We start from the raw sequence: 17,336 nt of genomic DNA on the forward strand, positions 1-17,336 counted from the left end.
CGACGGCTCGCGTCGGCGCGACGCGGCCGATCCGCGACACGGGAGGGCGAGGCCGTGAGCGACCGCATCGCGAAGCTCGACGACGCGACGATCCGGAAGATCGCGGCCGGCGAAGTGGTCGAGCGCCCCGCCTCGGTGGTGAAAGAGCTGGTCGAGAACAGCCTCGACGCCGACGCCGACCGCATCGACGTGACCGTCGAGGCCGGCGGCACCGACCGGGTCGTCGTCAGCGACGACGGCGTCGGGATGAGCGAGACCGACCTCCGGACCGCGGTCGAAGAACACACCACGAGCAAGATCAGCGACGCCGAGGACCTCGACTCGGGCGTGACGACGCTGGGGTTCCGCGGCGAGGCGCTCCACACCATCGGGGCGGTCGCCAGAGTGACCATCACCTCCAAGCCCCGGGGTGGCGACCGCGCGACCGAGCTCCGACTGGAGGACGGCGAGGTCGAGTCGGTCGGTCCCGCGGGTCGGCCCGAGGGCACCACCGTCGAGGTCGCGGACCTCTTCTACAACACGCCCGCCCGCCGGAAGTACCTCAAGACCGAGACCACGGAGTTCTCCCACGTCAACACGGTCGTGACCCGCTACGCGCTTGCGAACCCCGACGTGGCCGTCTCGCTGACCCACGACGACCGCGAGGTGTTCGCCACCTCGGGCCGCGGGGACCTCCAGTCGGCGCTCCTGTCGGTGTACGGCCGGGAGGTCGCCACGTCGATGATTCGGGTCGAGGGCGAGGCGGCCGGCGACGGCGTGTCGGTCTCGGGCTACGTCAGCGACCCCGAGACCACCCGGAGCACCCGCGAGTACCTCTCGACCTACGTCAACGGCCGGTACGTGAGTTCGGCGACCGTCCGGGACGCCGTGCTCTCGGCGTACGGCGGCCAGCTCTCGGCCGAACGGTACCCCTTCGCGGTCCTGTTCGTCGAGGTCCCGCCGGGCGAGGTCGACGTCAACGTCCACCCCCGCAAAATGGAGTGTCGCTGGGAGCACGAGCAGGCGGTCCGGGACGCGGTCGAGGCCGCGGTCGAATCGGCGCTACTCGACGCCGGCCTCGTCCGGTCGTCGGCGCCCCGCGGGGCGAGCGCCCCCGAGGAGGCGAGCGTCGATCCCGAACCGGACGCCGGCGAGCAGGCCGAACTGACCGAGCGGGGGGCCGCCGCCGACCGCGAGCAGTCGACGCTCGACGGGTCCGACCGGTCGGACGGATCGGCCCGCGGGACCGCCGACGGGCCGGCCCAAGCGGCCCGCGGGACCGCCGAAGCGACGGCCGACACCGCCGAGGAGACCGCGACGGCCGCCACCGAGGAGCGTTCGCGCGCGTCCGCGGAGTCGCCCGTTGAGTCCGGGACAGGGTCGTCCGCGAATGACCCCGCAGGCCGGCCCGCGGCCTCCCAATCGAGTGTGGAGGGGGCCGAATCGGGCGCGAGCGGTTCGGTGGACGGTCCCGGCTCGTCGGCGGACGCTTCGACCGCGCCGACTCGCGGCACCGGGGGCGACGCCGCCCGCCGCGACCGCCCGGACGACGCCGACGGGTCGTCCGACGACGCCGTCGGTTCGACCACCGCCGAACCGGACGCGACCGGCGACCGGAAGTTCGCCGGCCCGACCGACGCGGCGACACTCGACGGCGCGTCGCCCGACGATCCCGAGTTCGAGACCCTGCCGCGGATGCGGGTGCTCGGCCAACTCCACGACACTTACGTCGTCGCCGAGACGTCCGACGGGCTGGTGCTCGTCGATCAGCACGCCGCCGACGAGCGCATCAACTACGAGCGGCTCGTCGCCGAGTTCGAGGACGACGCGACCACCCAGATGCTGGCCGAACCGGTCGAGCTCGAACTCACCGCGGGCGAGGCCGCGGTGTTCGACGACCACCGCGAGGCGCTCGAACGGCTTGGGTTCCGGGCCGAGCGCGCGGACGGCGAGCGCACCGTCCGCGTCCGGACCGCGCCGACCGTCCTCGACGCCACGCTGGAGCCCGCGCTCCTCCGGGACGCGCTGGGGGAGTTCGTCTCGACCGACGCCGCCGACCGCGGCGACACCGTCGAGGCGGTCGCCGACGACCTGCTGGCGGATCTGGCGTGTTACCCGTCGATCACCGGAAACACGTCGCTCCGCGAGGGATCTGTCGTCGAACTGCTCTCGGCGCTCGACGACTGCGAGAACCCTTACGCCTGCCCGCACGGCCGCCCCGTGCTCATCGAGTTTTCGGAGGCGGAGATCGAAGACCGGTTCGAGCGCGACTACCCCGGCCACGCGGGCCGGCGCGCGGAGTAGTCCGGCGCCGCTACGCGCTCTCGGACGCCGCCGCGATGGCCTGATCGAGGTCCGCGACGATGTCCTCGACGTCTTCGATGCCCACCGACAGCCGGACGAGGTCGGGCGTGGTGCCGCTCGCGAGCTGTTCTTCCTCGGTGAGCTGTTGGTGGGTTGTGCTCGCGGGGTGGATGATCAGGGTCTTGGCGTCGCCGACGTTCGCGAGCAGGCTCGCGAGTTCGGTCTCCTCGGTGACCGCGCGACCGGCCTCGTAGCCGCCCTCCAGCCCGAAGGTGATCATGCCGCCGTAGCCGCCCTCCAGGTACTCGCTGGCGTTGTCGTGGGTCTCGTGGCTCTCCAGCCCGGGGTAGTTGACCCACGCCACGTCGTCGTGGTCTTCGAGGTACTCCGCGACCGCCAGTGCGTTCTCGGAGTGGCGCTCGACTCTGAGCGGTAGGCTCTCCATCTTCTGGAGGGTGACCCACGCGTCGAACGGCGACTGCTGATTGCCGAGGTCGCGCAGACCGCGGGCGCGGGCGGTGTAGGCGAACGCGGCGTCGCCGAACCGCTCGCGGAAGTTCACGCCGTGGTAGGCCGGGTTCTCCTCGGCGATCTCGGGGTAGTCGGCCTCTTCCCACGGGAAGTTCCCGCCGTCGACGAGCGCCCCGCCGACCGTCGAGCCGCTACCGTGGATCCACTTGGTGGTCGAGTGCCAGACGATGTCGGCGCCGTGTTCGATCGGGTTGCAGAGGTACGGCGTCGCGAACGTGTTGTCGACCACCAGCGGCACGTCGTGGTCGTGGGCGATGTCGGCGACCCGCTTGATGTCGGGCGTGACCAGCGCGGGGTTGCCGACGGTTTCGAGGTGGACGTACGCGGTGTCCTCGTCGATGGCCTCGTCGTAGGCGTCGTAGTCGAGGGTGTCGACGAACTTCGCCTCGATCCCCCGCCGGGGCGCGGTGTGGGTGAAGTAGGTGTAGGTGCCGCCGTACAGCGACGAGGCGGTGACGACGTTGTCGCCCTGCTCGGCGAGCACGAAGGTGGCGAGGTTGAGCGCGCCCATTCCGCTCGCGGTCGCCAGCCCCGCGACCCCGCCTTCGAGGGTGGCGAGTCGCTCCTCTAAGGTCGCGTTCGTGGGGTTCATGATGCGGCTGTAGATGTTGCCCGGCTCTTCGAGCGCGAACAGCGACGCGGCGTGCTCGGCGTCGTCGAAGACGTACGAGGTGGTCTGGTAGATCGGCGGCGCGCGCGCGCCGGTCGCCGAGTCGGGCTCTTGGCCGGCGTGGACGCTCTCGGTGTGGAAACTGCGGTCGTCGGAGTCGGTCATGACGGTCGGAGACACGCACGCCGACCGCTTATGTCGGCGGGTGTCAGCAAGTACTGCGGTTCGGACGCGGTATCGGCAATTGTCACCGCCGATCGGCTCGGACGACGGGACCCCGATCGCGACGCCGGCGACCGAGTCCGTTATGGCCCGCGGCCACGACGCCCGACACATGACCGATCTCGTGACGTTCGGAGAGACGATGCTTCGACTCTCGCCCCCGCGGGGCGAGCGCCTCGAAACCGCGACCGACCTCGAATTCCGGGCCGCCGGCGCCGAGAGCAACGTCGCGGTCGCGGCGAGCCGGCTCGATGCGGACGCCGTCTGGACCTCGAAGCTCCCCGACTCGCCGCTCGGCCGGCGCGTGGTCGCGGGCCTGCGGCGCCACGGCGTCGAAACCGACGTCGTCTGGAGCGACGAGGGCCGACAGGGGACCTACTACCTCGAACACGCCGGCACGCCCCGCGGGACGAACGTCGTCTACGACCGCGAGGGCGCGGCGGTCACCACCGCCGAGTTCGCGGAGTTGCCGGTTTCGCGGGTCGAAGACGCCGAGTACGTCTACACCAGCGGCATCACGCCCGCCCTCTCGGAGACGCTCGAAGCGACCACGGCCGAGTTGCTCGCGGCCGCGAGCGACGCCGGCGCGACCACCGCGTTCGACGTGAACTACCGGGGGAAGCTCTGGTCGCCGGCGGCGGCCCGCGAGAGCCTCGAAGCGCTGTTCCCCGACGTCGACGTGCTCGTGACCGCCGAGCGCGACGCCCGGGAGGTGCTCGCCAGGACTGGCGACGCCGGAGCGATCGCGGCCGGGCTCGCCGAGGAGTTCGGCTTCGAGACGGTCGTCGTCACCCGCGGGGAGGACGGCGCGCTCGCCCGCCACGACGGCGCGGTCCACGAGCAGGCCGCCTTCGAGACCGACACCCTCGACCCCATCGGGACCGGCGACGCCTTCGTCGGGGCGTTCCTCGCCCGCCGGCTCGCGGGCGACGGCGTGGCGACCGCCATGGAGTACGGCGCGGCGACCGCCGCGCTCAAGCGCACCATCCCCGGCGACGTGGCGGTCGTCACGCGCGAGGAGGTCGAGCGCGTGCTCGCGGAGGGAGGCGAGGAGATCAAGCGGTAGCTCCTCGCGGTGATCCGGAACGCGGTCCCGCGGTTCGGGCCGGCCGCAGACCCGCGTCCGCCCGGAGGCCAGAAAGCGTATAAGGTGACGATCGCTCACGCCCGATCGGAATGACACGACTCGCGATCGCCCTGCTGGTTCTCGTCGCCGCGGCGACCGCCGCGCCGATCGCGGCCGGCCAATCGTCGACCCGAACGTACGCCGGCACGCACGTCTCGTTCGACACCGCCGACGGCGCGGTGGTCGACTACGCGGTCGACGGCGAACCGATGCTCGACGCCGTGCGCGTCGAGTCACGGCGCGACGTCGAGGACGGCGCGCTCGTCGACGCCGGCGCGTCGCTGTCGGCGGTGACCCGGATCGACGGGGCGGCGCTCGACCTCGAAGCCGACGCCGGGACCGGGGCTCGTCTCGCGGTCGGGAACGGCGCGACGGTGACCGCCCACGACGGCGGCCACGGCGTCCTCCTCGTCGAGTCGGGCGACCGGTCCGACTACGTGGTCGCGGACCTCCCGGCGGGCGCGACCGCCTCGGCCGAGAGCGACTCGCGGGTCGCGGTCACCACCGCCGACGGCACGAACGCCACCGTCCTCGTCGTCGGCGAGGGCACCCTCACGGTCAACGACGACGGCGGCGTGACCGCCCGCCTCGGCGAGGACGGCCGGCTCGCGTTCCGATCGTACCCGGCCGGCACGGACGCCGGCGACGACCGACAGGAGCGACTCATCGCCGACGGGCGGGCCGCCGCCGAGACCTACGTCGCGTCGGCCGGCGCCGACCCCGCGATCGGGGCCGTGACCTACGATCGGAACACCACCGTCGAGGCCGCCGACGCGACCGACAGCGCGGTGACCGTCACGGTGACTCGGACGACCGACGGGGGGACGGTGTTGCTCACCGGCCTTCCCGGACGGGCGCCGGACGCGACCGACGACCTGACCGTGACGGTGGACGGCGAGGCCGCCGCCGAGGCCGCCGCGTACACCCAACTGGAGAGCGCGCTCGGGAGCGAGCAGTCCCGGTACATGGTCGAGAGCGGCGCCGAGGCGTCGGCCGGCGCCGACGTGGTGGTCGCGGTCAATCGCTTCTCGGCGCGGACGGTCACGGTGGTGTCGGACGACGCGGCCGACGGCGTCGCGACGGCCGAGACGACGGCCGGAGCCGACGCCGCGAACGGGGAGCCGTCGACCGGGACCGCCACCGACGGCACGGACGCCGACGCCACCGCGCCCGGCGGCGACGGCGGCGTCTCCGGGTTCACCGCGACGATCGCGGCCGTCGCGCTCGCGGGGGCCGCGCTCGTCGCCCGGCGCCGATAGCTCGGGGTCGGCGCCGGTCCGACCCGCCGGTCGGAGCGCCGCGGGCCGAACGACTAAATCCGCGGGCCGACGTTGTTCGATACATGACTACTCGCGTCGTCGTCGTCGGCGCCTACGGGAGCGCCGGGGTCGCGGTCGCACAGGAACTGGTCGAGGCGGACGATCTGGAGCTCACGCTCGTCGACGACGGCGAGCCCGGCGGCGGGCTCTGCATCCTCCGGGGATGCATGCCCTCGAAGGAGGTGCTGTCGGCGGCCGAACACCGGTTTCAGGCGCGCCACGACCACCGGACCGAGGGGGTCCCGACGGTCGACCTCGACGCGGTCGTCGAGACCAAAGACGAACACATCGGCAACTTCGCGGCCCACCGGCGGGCCGCGGTCCACGCGCTCGCCGAGCGCGACGGCGTCGAGTTCCTCGACGAGACCGCCGCGTTCGTCGACGACCACACGGTGGCGGTCGGCGACCGGGAGATCGAGGCCGACTACGTGGTGATCGCGACGGGCTCTACGCTCAACGTGCCCGACCTGCCCGGCCTCGACGACGTCGAGTACGCGACCAGCGCCGACGTGCTCGACGCGACCTCGTTTCCCGACTCGGGGGTCGTGATGGGCTTCGGTTACGTCGGACTCGAACTCGCGCCGTACCTCTCGGAGGCCGCCGAGATGGACCTCACCGTGATCGAACACGACGACGCGCCCCTCGACGAGGCCGACGATCGCTTCGGGGCGGAACTGCTCGACATCTACCGCGACGCGTTCGGAATCGAGGTGCTGACCAACGCCACCGAGCGATCGGTCGAGCCGACCGACGACGGCGGGGTGCGACTCCGCGTCGAACGCGAGACCGACGCCGGGACCGAGGCCGAGGCGGTCGAGGCCGACCGGCTGTTCCTGTTCACCGGTCGTCGTCCCGCGCTCGACGGCCTCGGCCTCGAACAGACCGCGCTCGACCCCGGCGCGGGGTGGGTCGACGCGACCATGCAGGCCCGCGACGACGACCGGGTGTTCGTGGTCGGGGACGCCAACGGCCGCGAGCCCATCCTCCACGTCGCCAAAGAGCAGGGGTTCCGCGCCGCCGAGAACATCCTCGCCCACCGCGAGGGTCGGGAACCGGAGCCGTACCGCAACGTCCACCACCACGTCGTGTTCTCGGGCGCGGGCGTCTACCCGTTCGCCCGCGTCGGCGTCTCGGAGGCGGCCGCCGCGGCCGGGGAGTGTGACTACGTGGCGGTCACCCGCGAGGCAAGCGACGACGGCGTGTTCAAGACCAAGGCGGTCCCGGAGGGGTTCGCGAAGCTCGTGGTCGACGCCGACGACGGCACCGTCTTGGGGTATCAGGGGCTCCACTACCACGCCGACGCGATGGCCAAGACGATGCAGATTCTCGTCGAAAACGAGGTCGACGTCCGGGAGGTCCCCGACCGGGCCTACCATCCCACGACCCCGGAGATACTCGACGGCCTGTTCCGGGACGCGACCCAGCGGCTGGACTAATCGACGTACTCCTCGGGGTTCTCCGCGAACGCTTCGCGGTGGGCCTCGCTACAGAACGCGTAGCTCTCCCCGTCGTACTCGGCGGTCGCGGGCGCGTAGCTCTCCTCGCGGTAGTCGGTCTCCTCTGGCGCGGTCACGTCGACGTCCATGCCGCAGACCGGACACGTTGGCATCGTCGCGCGTACGACCGTGGCCGGCGAGTAGTTTGTGGCCCGGCGGGTCGGAGACGCGTCCGCGATCTCGCCGGGGGAGCCCCAATGTATACCCGTTCGCCCGACGAAGGTCTCGCCATGGCGCTCGTCGAAATCAACCTCAGCAAGCCCGCGCTCGTCGAAGAGATCCCGGAGCCAGCCACCGAAACCGCCCGCGACCGAGCCGGCTCGTCCGACGGGTCGGGCTCGGCCCCGGCCGATCGATCCGAGGACGGCGGGTCCTCGGGCGGGAAGCTCAAGCTCGTCGGCCTGCTCGCGGCGGTCGCCGCGGTCGGGGCCGCGGTCGTCAAACTCAAAGGTCGGGGCACCGACGCCGATCGGTCTGCAGAGTACGACCACGGCTCCGAGCCCGAGATCGGCGGCGACGAATCGGGCGGTCGGATGCGCAAGCTCGCGGGCGTCGTCGGTCTCGTGGCCGCGGTCGCGAGCACCCTCCTCATCGCGCGCAAGCGTCGGAACTGACCCGTTTCTGGCGGCGCTCGGCACAAAAACTTAAATGTGATGTGCGAGTTAGCCGAAACTACCCGATCACTATGTCGACGAATCCCGGAGCCTACGACCTGCGCGACCTGCGGTGCCTCGCGGACCCGAACCGGGAGACGCCCGACGCGTTCGCCGACGCCGACCTCCCCGCCTCGCCCGACGAGGTGCTCAGACACACCCAGCGCGACGAACTGGTCCGGCTCCAGAGCCAGTTCTCGGCGGTCGGAGCGCTCCCGGACAAGCCATATCTCGCGGGGCTCCCCGACCGGTACGGCGCGGAGGTCGTCGTCTTCGAGTGGCTCGATTTCCTCATCAACAAGGCCGGCTTCGAGAACACCGGCAACGCGCTCGACTACTACGAGGAGGTCGGCTGGATCACCGACGAGACCCGAGGCGAACTCCGGGAGTACATGCGCGGGTTCTCGGAGGTCCAGAGCTTCGATCCCGACCGGCCCGGCCCGGCGGACCTCGACGTCGACGACCACGTCATGAGTCTGGTGTACATCGCGCGCCTCTCGTCGGTGCGCTGAGCGCCCGCGCGACGCGACCGCCTCGCGCGCCGACTCGTCCGGCCGGACCGCCCGGTCGGCGGCAGAAGAGCAAAGTACCATGACACCGTATACCACGGTATGGGCGTGTGGGGCTGGATCGTCCTGTACGTGCTGGTGTTCTCGTTGCTCCAGTTGTTCGTCTACCGCTACCTCCGGCGCGACGGCGACGCGAACGCCGACCACGCGCTGTTCCGCGCGACGCCGCCAAACGCCGAGTCGGCCGGCGTCGACGAGCCCGCGGAGTTCGACGACCTCCCCCGGAACGACGACCCCTCGGTCGTGGTCTGTCCGGGCTGTGGCGCCGAAAACGAGGCGGGCTACACCTACTGCTGGAACTGCGTGAACCCGATCACCGCGCGGTGACCCGGCGAAGCGCGGACTTTTGGTCTCCGAGCCCGGACCGGCGGGTATGCCCCGCGCCGTCGCCATCAACGTCGGAGCCAACACGAACGCGCCCGGGAGACGCGGGCCCATCTACCCCGACGGCTCGTTCGAGTTCGTCCCGATCCCCGAGTCCGAACCCGTCCGCGAGTCGGCTTCGGTGCCGACCTACGCCGATCTGGATCTCGACGCCGACGTCCCCGAAGGTGCCCTCGACGAGCCGGTCCACCTCGACCCGGAGTTCGCCGAGTACCCCGAGTGTGAGGCCTACACCTACGGCGACCCCCACGGCGTGAAGGCCCGGCCGCTGTCGGAGCTGTCGGCCGGCGACTACGTCTTCTTCTACGCCACTCTGACCGCACGGGGCGACCCCGACCGCGGGTGGATCGCGCCCGACTGGGGGGCGTACCTCGTCGGGCAGTTCCGGCTGGCTCGGGACCCCGTTTCGGGCGAGGCGTACGCCGACCTGCCGGCCGACGACCGGGCGGCGTTCGCGACCAACGCCCACTGCAAGCGCGCCGAGTTCGACGCCGCGGTGTTGCTGGCCGGCGAACAGGCGGCGTCGGGCCTCTACGAGACGGCGGTCCCGCTGAGCTCGGCGCGAGCCGGCGCCGAGGCGAATCGGATCGTGACCGAACTGTCGAGCGACTCCGGGAAGGGGCCGTGGTGGCGCCGCCCGATGCGGTTCGGACCCGCCGAGACCGCCGACGTGCTGGCGCTGATCGAGGACGGCTACGAGCCTCCGGCGTGACCCGACGGGTGGCCGCCGGGATGACCACGTCAAGACGGTCGCTCACTGTGTCTCCCGTCCTTCGACTTTCGGTGGCGATTTCACTGGAAATCCGGAAACCGACTGGAGAAAGACTGTGGAGTGGGCCGGCCGGGAATCGAACCCGATGCCAGACCTCACTTCGTTCGGTCTGGCATCGGGTTCGATCTCTGGCCTGCTCGTTCGCTCGCACGCTCGCTCACTGCGCCGGCCGGGAATTGAACCCGGGCTATGAGCTTGGGAAGCTCATGTCCTACCACCAATCGGCCTGCGCCGATTGTACTGTTTTCGGCGTCTTCTTGCTGTTTTCTACGTTCCGTACTTAGATTGAATGAGGTGTACTCCTATAAATCCCCGGTCTATTAGCTACTGGCTTATTCAAATTCAATGAGGGACCTACTAACTCAGGCAGGAAGGGGAAATCAAAAAGTATGCTCGATAAACAATGGTTTTTCGTATATCACTAATCTAAACGATAATTCAATTGAGATGGCGGCGACTCCGTTAGTCCTTAGACGAGGATTCCAATTATGCCAAGAACAACTACAAGGATGAACCAAAAAATGGCTAAGCCGGCTGCAATTAGATAGCCCTTTTCAAGTGGACCGTCTGCTTTCCGCCATCTTCTTACAGCAATATTATCGCTTCTATCGGTGTTCTGGTTACTCTGTACTTTTCCAGTATCAGATGGCCCTTGTGACTTTGCCTCGACTTCCACATTCGGTTCTTCCTTTATTTCATATCCTTCACTGACACAACGTGATTTGAACCGTTCTATTGCTACTTCAACATTATCTGTATGAACGGGGAGGACCAGTGTAGTGGTTTCTCCAGTTTCTAAATCAACCACCTCACTGCTGGCTCGCAAAACGGTATCACTTTTTCTACCGGATGCACTGTCACTAAATCCTGTATTGTAACCCATTACACCTCCGATGAGAACAAGTAGGATTCCAAATCCAATGGTTGGTGCTTTTGTAGGATTCGAGGTAGTGACTTTCGTGGTTGATTCTATCCCTGAACAGTGTCCATCACCCGGAATATCTCGTTCACCCGATACACATCCTTCTACAGTGCTTGTCTGAGTTGAAGGCATAGCAATCCCGGCAAGAACGACTAACAATCCAATAAGGACGACGACTGATGTGCCTTTCATATCTTATCATTTCCGAAGATAGTACATATACTATATATTACTTTCCTACTGATGGTAGTTGGATGCCAGAGTCCGGCAGAGGGAGTTTGACGCTATGCCTGAAAACAGGCTGGAAGGGGGACGCAGAGTAGTCCTGAGCAAGGTTCACTGATACGAACTGGAAGGAAGTGAGACCAGTTGTTCCGCCTTTAATTTGATGCAGAACTGCTGTGGCCTCTCGCTTTCCTACCTAAGTTGAGAACTGGGGCTTGATTTACAGTTATAGAGAACGGGCTACCAGTGTCCTTGGCTCAGGCGGGAAGGCATCCCATCAAGGATAATTGGACATTTGTAAAGTTTTGTGGGTCTGTGGTACTCTCTGCCCCCTTTCGTACCCTTCTAACTCAGAGCTTCATATGGAGTATAACAGGGCCAAGAGCTATTTTGTAGGACTCTGACCTACCACGTCTTCAATAACACTCCTTCCAGCCTGTCCCAATGTACTCCGTACCAGTAGTAAACCTGTATCAGTAGTATCCCTAAGAACTACTGTTAACACTCCTTCCAGCCTGTTACAGTAGTCCCCTGTTATATTAGTAACTGTATTAGTAGTATCAGTGCCCTTGTACCAGTGCCCCTTTCCAGAAGGATTTTGCGCTCACTTGGAAATTTGAGCGAAAGTCCTCCCCCACAAATCCATTTTAAGGCCTCTGACGGGCCGTCAAATCCATTTATTTTCTCTCCAAGTGTCTTCCGTCTTCTTCGAGAAAAGAATCGGTTAGAACGGCACTCAGGGCCGTATGGATAATACAAGTTTGATATAGAAATAATTCTCATAGGAATAGGGTTGGTATCTGATGAGGACAAAGGAATTTTACAAATGTCCAATTCTGGTCCTCGTGGGGTTGGAACATCAGAGCCATCCCCCGGGGTGTGATATAAACGTAACCCGGCGAGATGAGATAACGAAATTTGGCTATAGAAGGGGGCGAAGTGCCTCCGCCTTCCCGCCTGACTACGAGCTACTACTGTCTAAGCTCCTTCTGAGTTCAATAAGTAATCTGGATAAAGGTCAGAAGCGAGATTGATGAGATTGTATTCAAGGGATTCAAGGTTCGTCTTAAAGTCATAGAAGGGGCCAGTATCGTCAACACACCATGCCTTAGTCCAGAAATAGACTGGTTCGCGTAATCGCCTCGTTCCAGACACAAAGAGTTCGTCAGCCCACTTCTGGTACTTTCCTTTTGGTCCTTTGTCTCGACTAACGCTATCGTCCTTGTGATGGCTCAGCACTGCGGCACTGAGTTCACCAATATGATATGCATATCCGTCACCCCAACGAGCAAGCTTCGTATTGTTAGTGCGGATATTTTCGAGATTAGCACTCAAGGTCTGCCCGTCTCGGCCATATTTCCCTGCTTTTCCGAGGTAGCGAGGCACAATACATTCTCCATCAAGAGTGTACATTAGATAGATAAGTCCCTCATATGTATCGTCAGTATCTTTCCAGTCTTGTACGACTTTCCATCCTTCCGTTCGCAGTAACTCTTCCATTTGGCGACTTCGGCGAAGAATAAGGCGGTTATCTCGCCCATACCGTTTTGTCTTTACTTCTCTTTCTTCTTTGGTCTCGAAAAGAGGGACTGGTTGTTCATTCTCTACATTTTCTGCTAACCATTGGTCCCAGACTTCACGCTTTGTCGGCATTGATAGTCAACAGTACCCTGAAAGAAAAGTTAGTCATATGTACTTTACCTTTCCCCCTTTTAGCCTGAATGAGAACTACTACAGTTGGGATAAAGGATTCGTCTTCGATTTTCCTCATCCCACACATATAATTAAACAATAATTATAACAATTGAAGAAGTACATGGCTGTATAATCGAATTTCATTAAACCTATGTTAGAGCTTTGCAACAGTGATTCTTATGAGAATCCTTTCCAAAGGCAGTGAATTGCCTTTTGTTCACGAATCAGTGGGTTGGGATGAGCATGAAAATTTCAAAGATTACGATGTTATTTTTATCAATTTAAAAACCCTAGAACAACATTCGGGGAATTACGACCATCCCTACAACGAATCAGAAAATTCCCCAGTTGTCTTTGAAGGCTCCAATATTACGGAATTCGTTAAAACAGGGGGATATATGGTTGTATACTTGCCTAATTCGCTAAAAGTAGAAATGGGAGGAACAACCACTAAGCAAAATCAGAATGGAGTGAGTCCAACTACCTTGTCTCCTCGCAGAAAACAGGGTACAGAGGATGTTGAACCTTATAGTGAGTATGAACTGTTAGACTGGCTTCCGCTCTCATTAAGGATAAATACGAATGAATCAGGGGATTCCATAGGAGAGGTTGAGTCAGAGTGGGAGTGGTATTTTGGAAACCGGTTTAGCTGGGAGAAAACTGGTTTCAAATCTGATAGTAATAGCTACTCAATAAAATCAATTGCTGAGAATTCCTACTCAAAAAATATAGCTGGTAAAGCTTTGTACGATTATGGCTCATCAGAAGGCTATATCTCTCTAATACCCCCGGATGATGGGATTGCATATTCTGAATTCGTGAAAAATACTCTTCAAAAGGTATTTGATATAGATTTAAATATAGAAGGTCGTGCCCCACCGTCGTGGTTATCAGATTATACTGTTCCCAATGAAGAGTGCATAGAAGAAGAGATTGAAGAAAAGAAAGAGCAAATAAATGAGTTACAAGAAGAATTAGAATCCATAACTAGATTCAAGGATTTATTGTATGAGATAGGTGACCCACTCGAAGAAATCACGAGAGAGGCCTTGCGAAAAGTTGGATTCAAAGTTGAGGATGAAATTCCGGGAAAACGAGATGGTATTCTTCAAACTTCTAATACTAGTTTCGCTCTTGAAATAACGGGGACAACGGGAGGTGTAAAACTAAGCAAGTGTAGACAGTTGGATGAGTGGGTAGAAAATGTGACTGCCGAATCCCCAGAAAAAGATGTGTCAGGTTTACTAATAGTGAACCCGGAAATGGATATCCCACCAGAAGAGCGCGATATCAGCATAGAGCCAAACGTAGAGAGTTACATGAAGCAAAGAGGGGATTACAAGATACTCACAACTATTGACCTGTATGGGCTTGTGAAGGATAGCATAGATGGTAATCTCGATAGAGAGGATATCAGGGGGATTTTCTGTCAAGAGGATACATTGATTTCAACCCCTGAGAAAACAGACGACTAACATTTTGAGATAGCTAAAAAAGGAAGATGTTGTTACACTATTTTTAGACTATTAGAAATGTTTATCCCATCCTATCAAGTGCATTTCGTCGGTCTTCAACTGGGGTCTGGTCGTACCTCATTGTCGTTTCGGGACTCTTATGACGTAATTGAGCTTGGGCTGCAGACAAATCCTGTTCCTTGGTCATATATGTGCCAACAGAGTGTCTAATTGCGTACCAGCTCATTTTTCGGTTTTCAGTAGGAATATCTGCGATTTCACAGAGTCTCTGTAGTACGTAGATGAGTGACTGAGAGGTGTAGGAATTACCCTCTCTCGTTAACCAGAGAGCGTCTGTCTCCGCATATTCCTCATACATAGAGCGTTCCTCCAACCACTGCTCCAACGCCGTAGCAGTGCGCTCAGTAATTCCTACAATCCAGTTATCTCTGTTCTTCGAAGACTCCTCCTTCGGGATACGGAGTACAGAATTCTCAACATCAACCCACTGTACCGTAGCTCGTCCAACCTCTATCGGTCGTAAGCCAGCATCAAGACTCGTCCACACCAAACTGGGGACCTTCCAGCCATTGGCACGGTTCCAATCAGACGGTGTTACCTCCGACTTTGGTTTCTCAAATCGCTGCGCCAAGTGCGCCTTCCAACTATCCCGTTCCTTTGGGGTAAGGCTATTGTACGCAGGGACAGAACCGTACTCAAGTGCCGCTTCTCGTATCTTCCTGCGTTCTTCAAGCGTCAGGTAGTCCCGCGCTTGCGTAGCTGACTGAGAGAAGGTATGTTCGGGTTCCCATTCAGCATCTTCTCCGAGTTCGTGCCTTTGCCACTTGAACAGCCTCTTCAGACACTTTTGGAAGCTTGCCTTGTGGCTGTTGCTGTAGTCCTCTTCGGAGTAAATCAGGTGTTGGATGTACTCGTCTGCATCCTCCGGCGTAACACTCGTCGTATACCCTTCCTGCCTGTCCCAATGCCATCTGAAGAACTTGTCCGTCTTCTGGGCCACCTGCCTAACAGTTGCCGGAGCGTAGCCCTCAGCCTTGTCCGGGTTCTTTCCGAAGTGCAAAAGCCACCTTACGAGGTTAGTTTTGTACTCCTCGTAGTCCACAAACTGCCGGTCATTAAGGACTTCCCGCGTAGGTGCATTTACCACAGTTATTCCCTCTACCTTCGGAGCTTCCTCACTCATGGCTACGCCCTCCGTCGATTCTCCCAACTATTGTTTGTAATGAGCCTGACCACTTCCAAAACCGCGGTACTGCGTAGGGGTACGAAATTGAACCCACTACATTAGCTCTGGTTCCCATGTTTCGTTCACTTCCTACGGAACCAGAAAACTGCAAGACGTAACGCCGAAGGCGATGCGCCGACCGGGAATTGAACCCGGGCTATGAGCTTGGGAAGCTCATGTCCTACCACTAGACCACCGGCGCTCACTCGACACTTTCCGCCTACCGCCACTTCAACGTAGCGCTTCCGGACCGACCGTACGTTCGTCCAGAAATATCGCCTCGTCCGCGGCTTTTAGTCGTCGCCGCCCCTATCGGCGCCCATGATCGACCTGCGATTCTCCGAATCGGAGCTCCAAGCCCGCCGCGATCACATCGTCCAGTTCGTCCGCGACACCGTCGACGCGGCCGGCACCGACCGGGCCGTCCTCGGGCTGTCGGGCGGCATCGACAGCACGCTCACCGCCCACCTCGCGGTCGAGGCGCTCGGCGCCGAGAACCTCCACGGGCTGGTCATGCCCGGGGCGGTCAGCCGCGACGACAACATGAGCGACGCCGAGTGGGTCGCCCGGGAGCTCGACGTCGCCTACGACGTGTTCGAGATCAACCCCATCGTCGACGAGTTCCTCGACACCTACCCCGAGGCCGAGGGCGATCAGGTCGCGGTCGGCAACGCCCGGGCCCGGACCCGCGCGGTGCTCAACTACCTCGTCGCCAACCACGAGGACGCGGTCGTGCTCGGCACCGGCAACCGGAGCGAGGCGCTGGTGGGCTACTTCACCAAGTACGGCGACGGCGCGGTCGACTGCCACCCGATCGGCAACCTCTACAAACAGCAGGTCCGCCAGCTCGCGAGCCACGTCGGCGTGCCCGACGAGCTCGTCGAGAAGCCCGCGACCGCCGGCCTCTGGGCGGGCCAGACCGACGAGGCCGAACTCGGCCTCGACTACGAGACCCTCGACGCCATCCTCGCGCTCCACGTCGACGGGCCGCTGTCGGAGGCGGCGCTCGTCCGCGAGATCGAGGGCGTGACCGAAGCGCAGGTCCGGACGGTCCGGGAGAAGTACGAGCGAAGCGCCCACAAGCGCCGGGTGCCGCCGTCGCCCGAGCCGCTCGACTGACCCCGGCGCTCGTCCCGTCGGTCGATCACTCGCCGCTCTCGGCCACGATGCGGATCGAATCGCCTTCTTCGAGGACGTAGCTCTCCGGGTCGACCGGCTCGCCGTCGACCTCGACGGCGACCGTCGCGTCCTCGCCGTCGCGGTAGGTGGTCCCGTCGTAGGTCACGCTCTCGTCGGTCACCTCGATGCCGAGCGACGCCATCGCCCACCCCAGCGTGACCTCCCGGGCGTGGCCGTGCCACCGCTGGCCGTTGCCGTTCTCGAAGTGGAAGGCGTCGGCCCGGAGCTGGAACCGGTCGCGGCTGAAGTCGAGGCGCTCGCCGCCGATCTCGACCTGTATCTGGCCGTGGTAGTGGGCGCTCCCGATTCCGGTCGGCGTCGTCTCCGCGCTCGCCGCGTCCGCGCCGCCGGGAGCGCCCCCGCTCGCGCCCGAGAAAAACAGCAGGTACGCAAGCAGTCCGGCGATTACGACCGCCCCGATTGCGCCGGCGTAGGCCGCGACGCTGGGGCCCTCGTCGGAGTCGAGCCCGGCGACCCGGCGGACTTCGATCGCGCTGAGGTCGTCGCCGTGTTCGCTTTCGAGGTGTCTGAGATACGTCTCCTCGTCGTCGAACCCCTTCCCGCAGTGGTCACACTCCTCGACGCTCATGCCCCAACGCTAGGCGTCCGGGCGTTTTAGTCTTCGTCTTACGGACAGTTCGGGGGCGGAG

Annotated in this window: 16 protein-coding genes and 1 tRNA gene; 10 read left to right on the forward strand and 7 right to left on the reverse strand. The window is 62.8% G+C overall.

Annotated features, from left to right (window positions below):
- Window positions 1–54 precede the first annotated feature (54 nt).
- Window positions 55–2,283, forward strand: coding sequence for a DNA mismatch repair endonuclease MutL (mutL, locus tag EPY72_RS08645; RefSeq protein WP_210423514.1), 2,229 nt, complete (start codon window positions 55–57; stop codon window positions 2,281–2,283).
- A gap of 10 nt (window positions 2,284–2,293) precedes the next feature.
- Here the strand turns inward: mutL and EPY72_RS08650 are convergent, their stop codons facing one another.
- Window positions 2,294–3,589 carry an O-acetylhomoserine aminocarboxypropyltransferase/cysteine synthase family protein gene (locus tag EPY72_RS08650; RefSeq protein WP_135806152.1) on the reverse strand — a complete coding sequence of 432 codons (1,296 nt, stop codon included), beginning with the start codon at window positions 3,587–3,589 and terminating at the stop codon, window positions 2,294–2,296.
- Window positions 3,590–3,758: 169 nt separating this feature from the next.
- Between EPY72_RS08650 and kdgK1 the strand changes: the two genes are divergently transcribed.
- The 3 genes from kdgK1 to EPY72_RS08665 all read left to right on the forward strand — a co-directional run bounded on the left by kdgK1 (window position 3,759) and on the right by EPY72_RS08665 (window position 7,527).
- Window positions 3,759–4,712 (forward strand): bifunctional 2-dehydro-3-deoxygluconokinase/2-dehydro-3-deoxygalactonokinase, encoded by a 954-nt coding sequence (gene kdgK1, locus EPY72_RS08655; RefSeq protein WP_134668859.1) that lies wholly within the window; start codon window positions 3,759–3,761, stop codon window positions 4,710–4,712.
- Window positions 4,713–4,822: 110 nt separating this feature from the next.
- Entirely contained in the window at window positions 4,823–6,031 is a 1,209-nt protein-coding gene (locus EPY72_RS08660) for a PGF-CTERM sorting domain-containing protein (RefSeq protein WP_135806153.1), read from the forward strand.
- 83 nt (window positions 6,032–6,114) lie between these two features.
- Window positions 6,115–7,527 carry a dihydrolipoyl dehydrogenase family protein gene (locus EPY72_RS08665; RefSeq protein WP_135806154.1) on the forward strand — a complete coding sequence of 471 codons (1,413 nt, stop codon included), beginning with the start codon at window positions 6,115–6,117 and terminating at the stop codon, window positions 7,525–7,527.
- Here the strand turns inward: EPY72_RS08665 and EPY72_RS08670 are convergent.
- Window positions 7,524–7,700, reverse strand: coding sequence for a YHS domain-containing protein (locus tag EPY72_RS08670; protein WP_135806155.1), 177 nt, complete (start codon window positions 7,698–7,700; stop codon window positions 7,524–7,526). The two genes, EPY72_RS08665 and EPY72_RS08670, sit on opposite strands and share 4 nt — an antisense overlap.
- Before the next feature lie 117 nt (window positions 7,701–7,817).
- On the opposite strand from EPY72_RS08670, the gene EPY72_RS08675 reads away from it, so the two are divergent.
- From EPY72_RS08675 to EPY72_RS08690, 4 genes are all read left to right on the forward strand, one after another.
- A complete protein-coding gene (locus tag EPY72_RS08675) occupies window positions 7,818–8,201 on the forward strand; it encodes a hypothetical protein (RefSeq protein WP_135806156.1) in 384 nt (127 codons plus the stop codon).
- A gap of 71 nt (window positions 8,202–8,272) precedes the next feature.
- Window positions 8,273–8,752, forward strand: a complete 480-nt coding sequence (locus tag EPY72_RS08680) for a FlaD/FlaE family flagellar protein (protein ID WP_135806157.1) — start codon at window positions 8,273–8,275, stop codon at window positions 8,750–8,752.
- Between the two features lie 99 nt (window positions 8,753–8,851).
- Entirely contained in the window at window positions 8,852–9,136 is a 285-nt protein-coding gene (locus tag EPY72_RS08685; RefSeq protein WP_134668871.1) for a DUF7577 domain-containing protein, read from the forward strand.
- 46 nt (window positions 9,137–9,182) lie between these two features.
- On the forward strand, window positions 9,183–9,905 hold the full coding sequence (locus tag EPY72_RS08690; RefSeq protein WP_135806158.1) for an Nmad3 family putative nucleotide modification protein: 723 nt from the start codon (window positions 9,183–9,185) through the stop codon (window positions 9,903–9,905).
- Window positions 9,906–10,434: 529 nt separating this feature from the next.
- On the opposite strand, the gene EPY72_RS08700 is transcribed toward EPY72_RS08690, so the two are convergent.
- Window positions 10,435–11,079 carry a hypothetical protein gene (locus EPY72_RS08700; protein WP_135806159.1) on the reverse strand — a complete coding sequence of 215 codons (645 nt, stop codon included), beginning with the start codon at window positions 11,077–11,079 and terminating at the stop codon, window positions 10,435–10,437.
- Between the two features lie 1,011 nt (window positions 11,080–12,090).
- Entirely contained in the window at window positions 12,091–12,765 is a 675-nt protein-coding gene (locus EPY72_RS08705) for a hypothetical protein (protein WP_135806160.1), read from the reverse strand.
- Between the two features lie 221 nt (window positions 12,766–12,986).
- Between EPY72_RS08705 and EPY72_RS08710 the strand changes: the two genes are divergently transcribed.
- Complete coding sequence (locus tag EPY72_RS08710; RefSeq protein ID WP_135806161.1) at window positions 12,987–14,282, forward strand: hypothetical protein; 1,296 nt, start codon at window positions 12,987–12,989, stop codon at window positions 14,280–14,282.
- A gap of 61 nt (window positions 14,283–14,343) precedes the next feature.
- Here the strand turns inward: EPY72_RS08710 and EPY72_RS08715 are convergent, their stop codons facing one another.
- Complete coding sequence (locus EPY72_RS08715) at window positions 14,344–15,465, reverse strand: tyrosine-type recombinase/integrase (protein ID WP_135806162.1); 1,122 nt, start codon at window positions 15,463–15,465, stop codon at window positions 14,344–14,346.
- 173 nt (window positions 15,466–15,638) lie between these two features.
- Window positions 15,639–15,709, reverse strand: a tRNA-Gly gene (locus EPY72_RS08720).
- Window positions 15,710–15,828: 119 nt separating this feature from the next.
- Here EPY72_RS08720 and EPY72_RS08725 point away from each other — a divergent pair.
- Window positions 15,829–16,626, forward strand: a complete 798-nt coding sequence (locus EPY72_RS08725) for an NAD+ synthase (protein ID WP_135806163.1) — start codon at window positions 15,829–15,831, stop codon at window positions 16,624–16,626.
- Window positions 16,627–16,651: 25 nt separating this feature from the next.
- Here the strand turns inward: EPY72_RS08725 and EPY72_RS08730 are convergent, their stop codons facing one another.
- Window positions 16,652–17,275, reverse strand: a complete 624-nt coding sequence (locus EPY72_RS08730) for a C2H2-type zinc finger protein (RefSeq protein ID WP_135806164.1) — start codon at window positions 17,273–17,275, stop codon at window positions 16,652–16,654.
- Between the last annotated feature and the right edge of the window lie 61 nt (window positions 17,276–17,336).

Origin of the sequence: Halorussus marinus (assembly GCF_004765795.1) — an archaeon.
Classification (GTDB): Archaea; Halobacteriota; Halobacteria; order Halobacteriales; family Haladaptataceae; genus Halorussus; species Halorussus marinus.

Bases quoted from the DNA above. Each gene is read 5' to 3' on its own strand.
- EPY72_RS08650 (WP_135806152.1), bottom strand. From the start codon at position 3,589: ATGACCGACTCCGACGACCGCAGTTTCCACACCGAGAGCGTCCACGCC.
- kdgK1 (WP_134668859.1), top strand. From the start codon at position 3,759: ATGACCGATCTCGTGACGTTCGGAGAGACGATGCTTCGACTCTCGCCC.
- EPY72_RS08660 (WP_135806153.1), top strand. From the start codon at position 4,823: ATGACACGACTCGCGATCGCCCTGCTGGTTCTCGTCGCCGCGGCGACC.
- EPY72_RS08665 (WP_135806154.1), top strand. From the start codon at position 6,115: ATGACTACTCGCGTCGTCGTCGTCGGCGCCTACGGGAGCGCCGGGGTC.
- EPY72_RS08670 (WP_135806155.1), bottom strand. From the start codon at position 7,700: ATGCCAACGTGTCCGGTCTGCGGCATGGACGTCGACGTGACCGCGCCA.
- EPY72_RS08675 (WP_135806156.1), top strand. From the start codon at position 7,818: ATGGCGCTCGTCGAAATCAACCTCAGCAAGCCCGCGCTCGTCGAAGAG.
- EPY72_RS08680 (WP_135806157.1), top strand. From the start codon at position 8,273: ATGTCGACGAATCCCGGAGCCTACGACCTGCGCGACCTGCGGTGCCTC.
- EPY72_RS08685 (WP_134668871.1), top strand. From the start codon at position 8,852: ATGGGCGTGTGGGGCTGGATCGTCCTGTACGTGCTGGTGTTCTCGTTG.
- EPY72_RS08690 (WP_135806158.1), top strand. From the start codon at position 9,183: ATGCCCCGCGCCGTCGCCATCAACGTCGGAGCCAACACGAACGCGCCC.
- EPY72_RS08700 (WP_135806159.1), bottom strand. From the start codon at position 11,079: ATGAAAGGCACATCAGTCGTCGTCCTTATTGGATTGTTAGTCGTTCTT.
- EPY72_RS08705 (WP_135806160.1), bottom strand. From the start codon at position 12,765: ATGCCGACAAAGCGTGAAGTCTGGGACCAATGGTTAGCAGAAAATGTA.
- EPY72_RS08710 (WP_135806161.1), top strand. From the start codon at position 12,987: ATGAGAATCCTTTCCAAAGGCAGTGAATTGCCTTTTGTTCACGAATCA.
- EPY72_RS08715 (WP_135806162.1), bottom strand. From the start codon at position 15,465: ATGAGTGAGGAAGCTCCGAAGGTAGAGGGAATAACTGTGGTAAATGCA.
- EPY72_RS08725 (WP_135806163.1), top strand. From the start codon at position 15,829: ATGATCGACCTGCGATTCTCCGAATCGGAGCTCCAAGCCCGCCGCGAT.
- EPY72_RS08730 (WP_135806164.1), bottom strand. From the start codon at position 17,275: ATGAGCGTCGAGGAGTGTGACCACTGCGGGAAGGGGTTCGACGACGAG.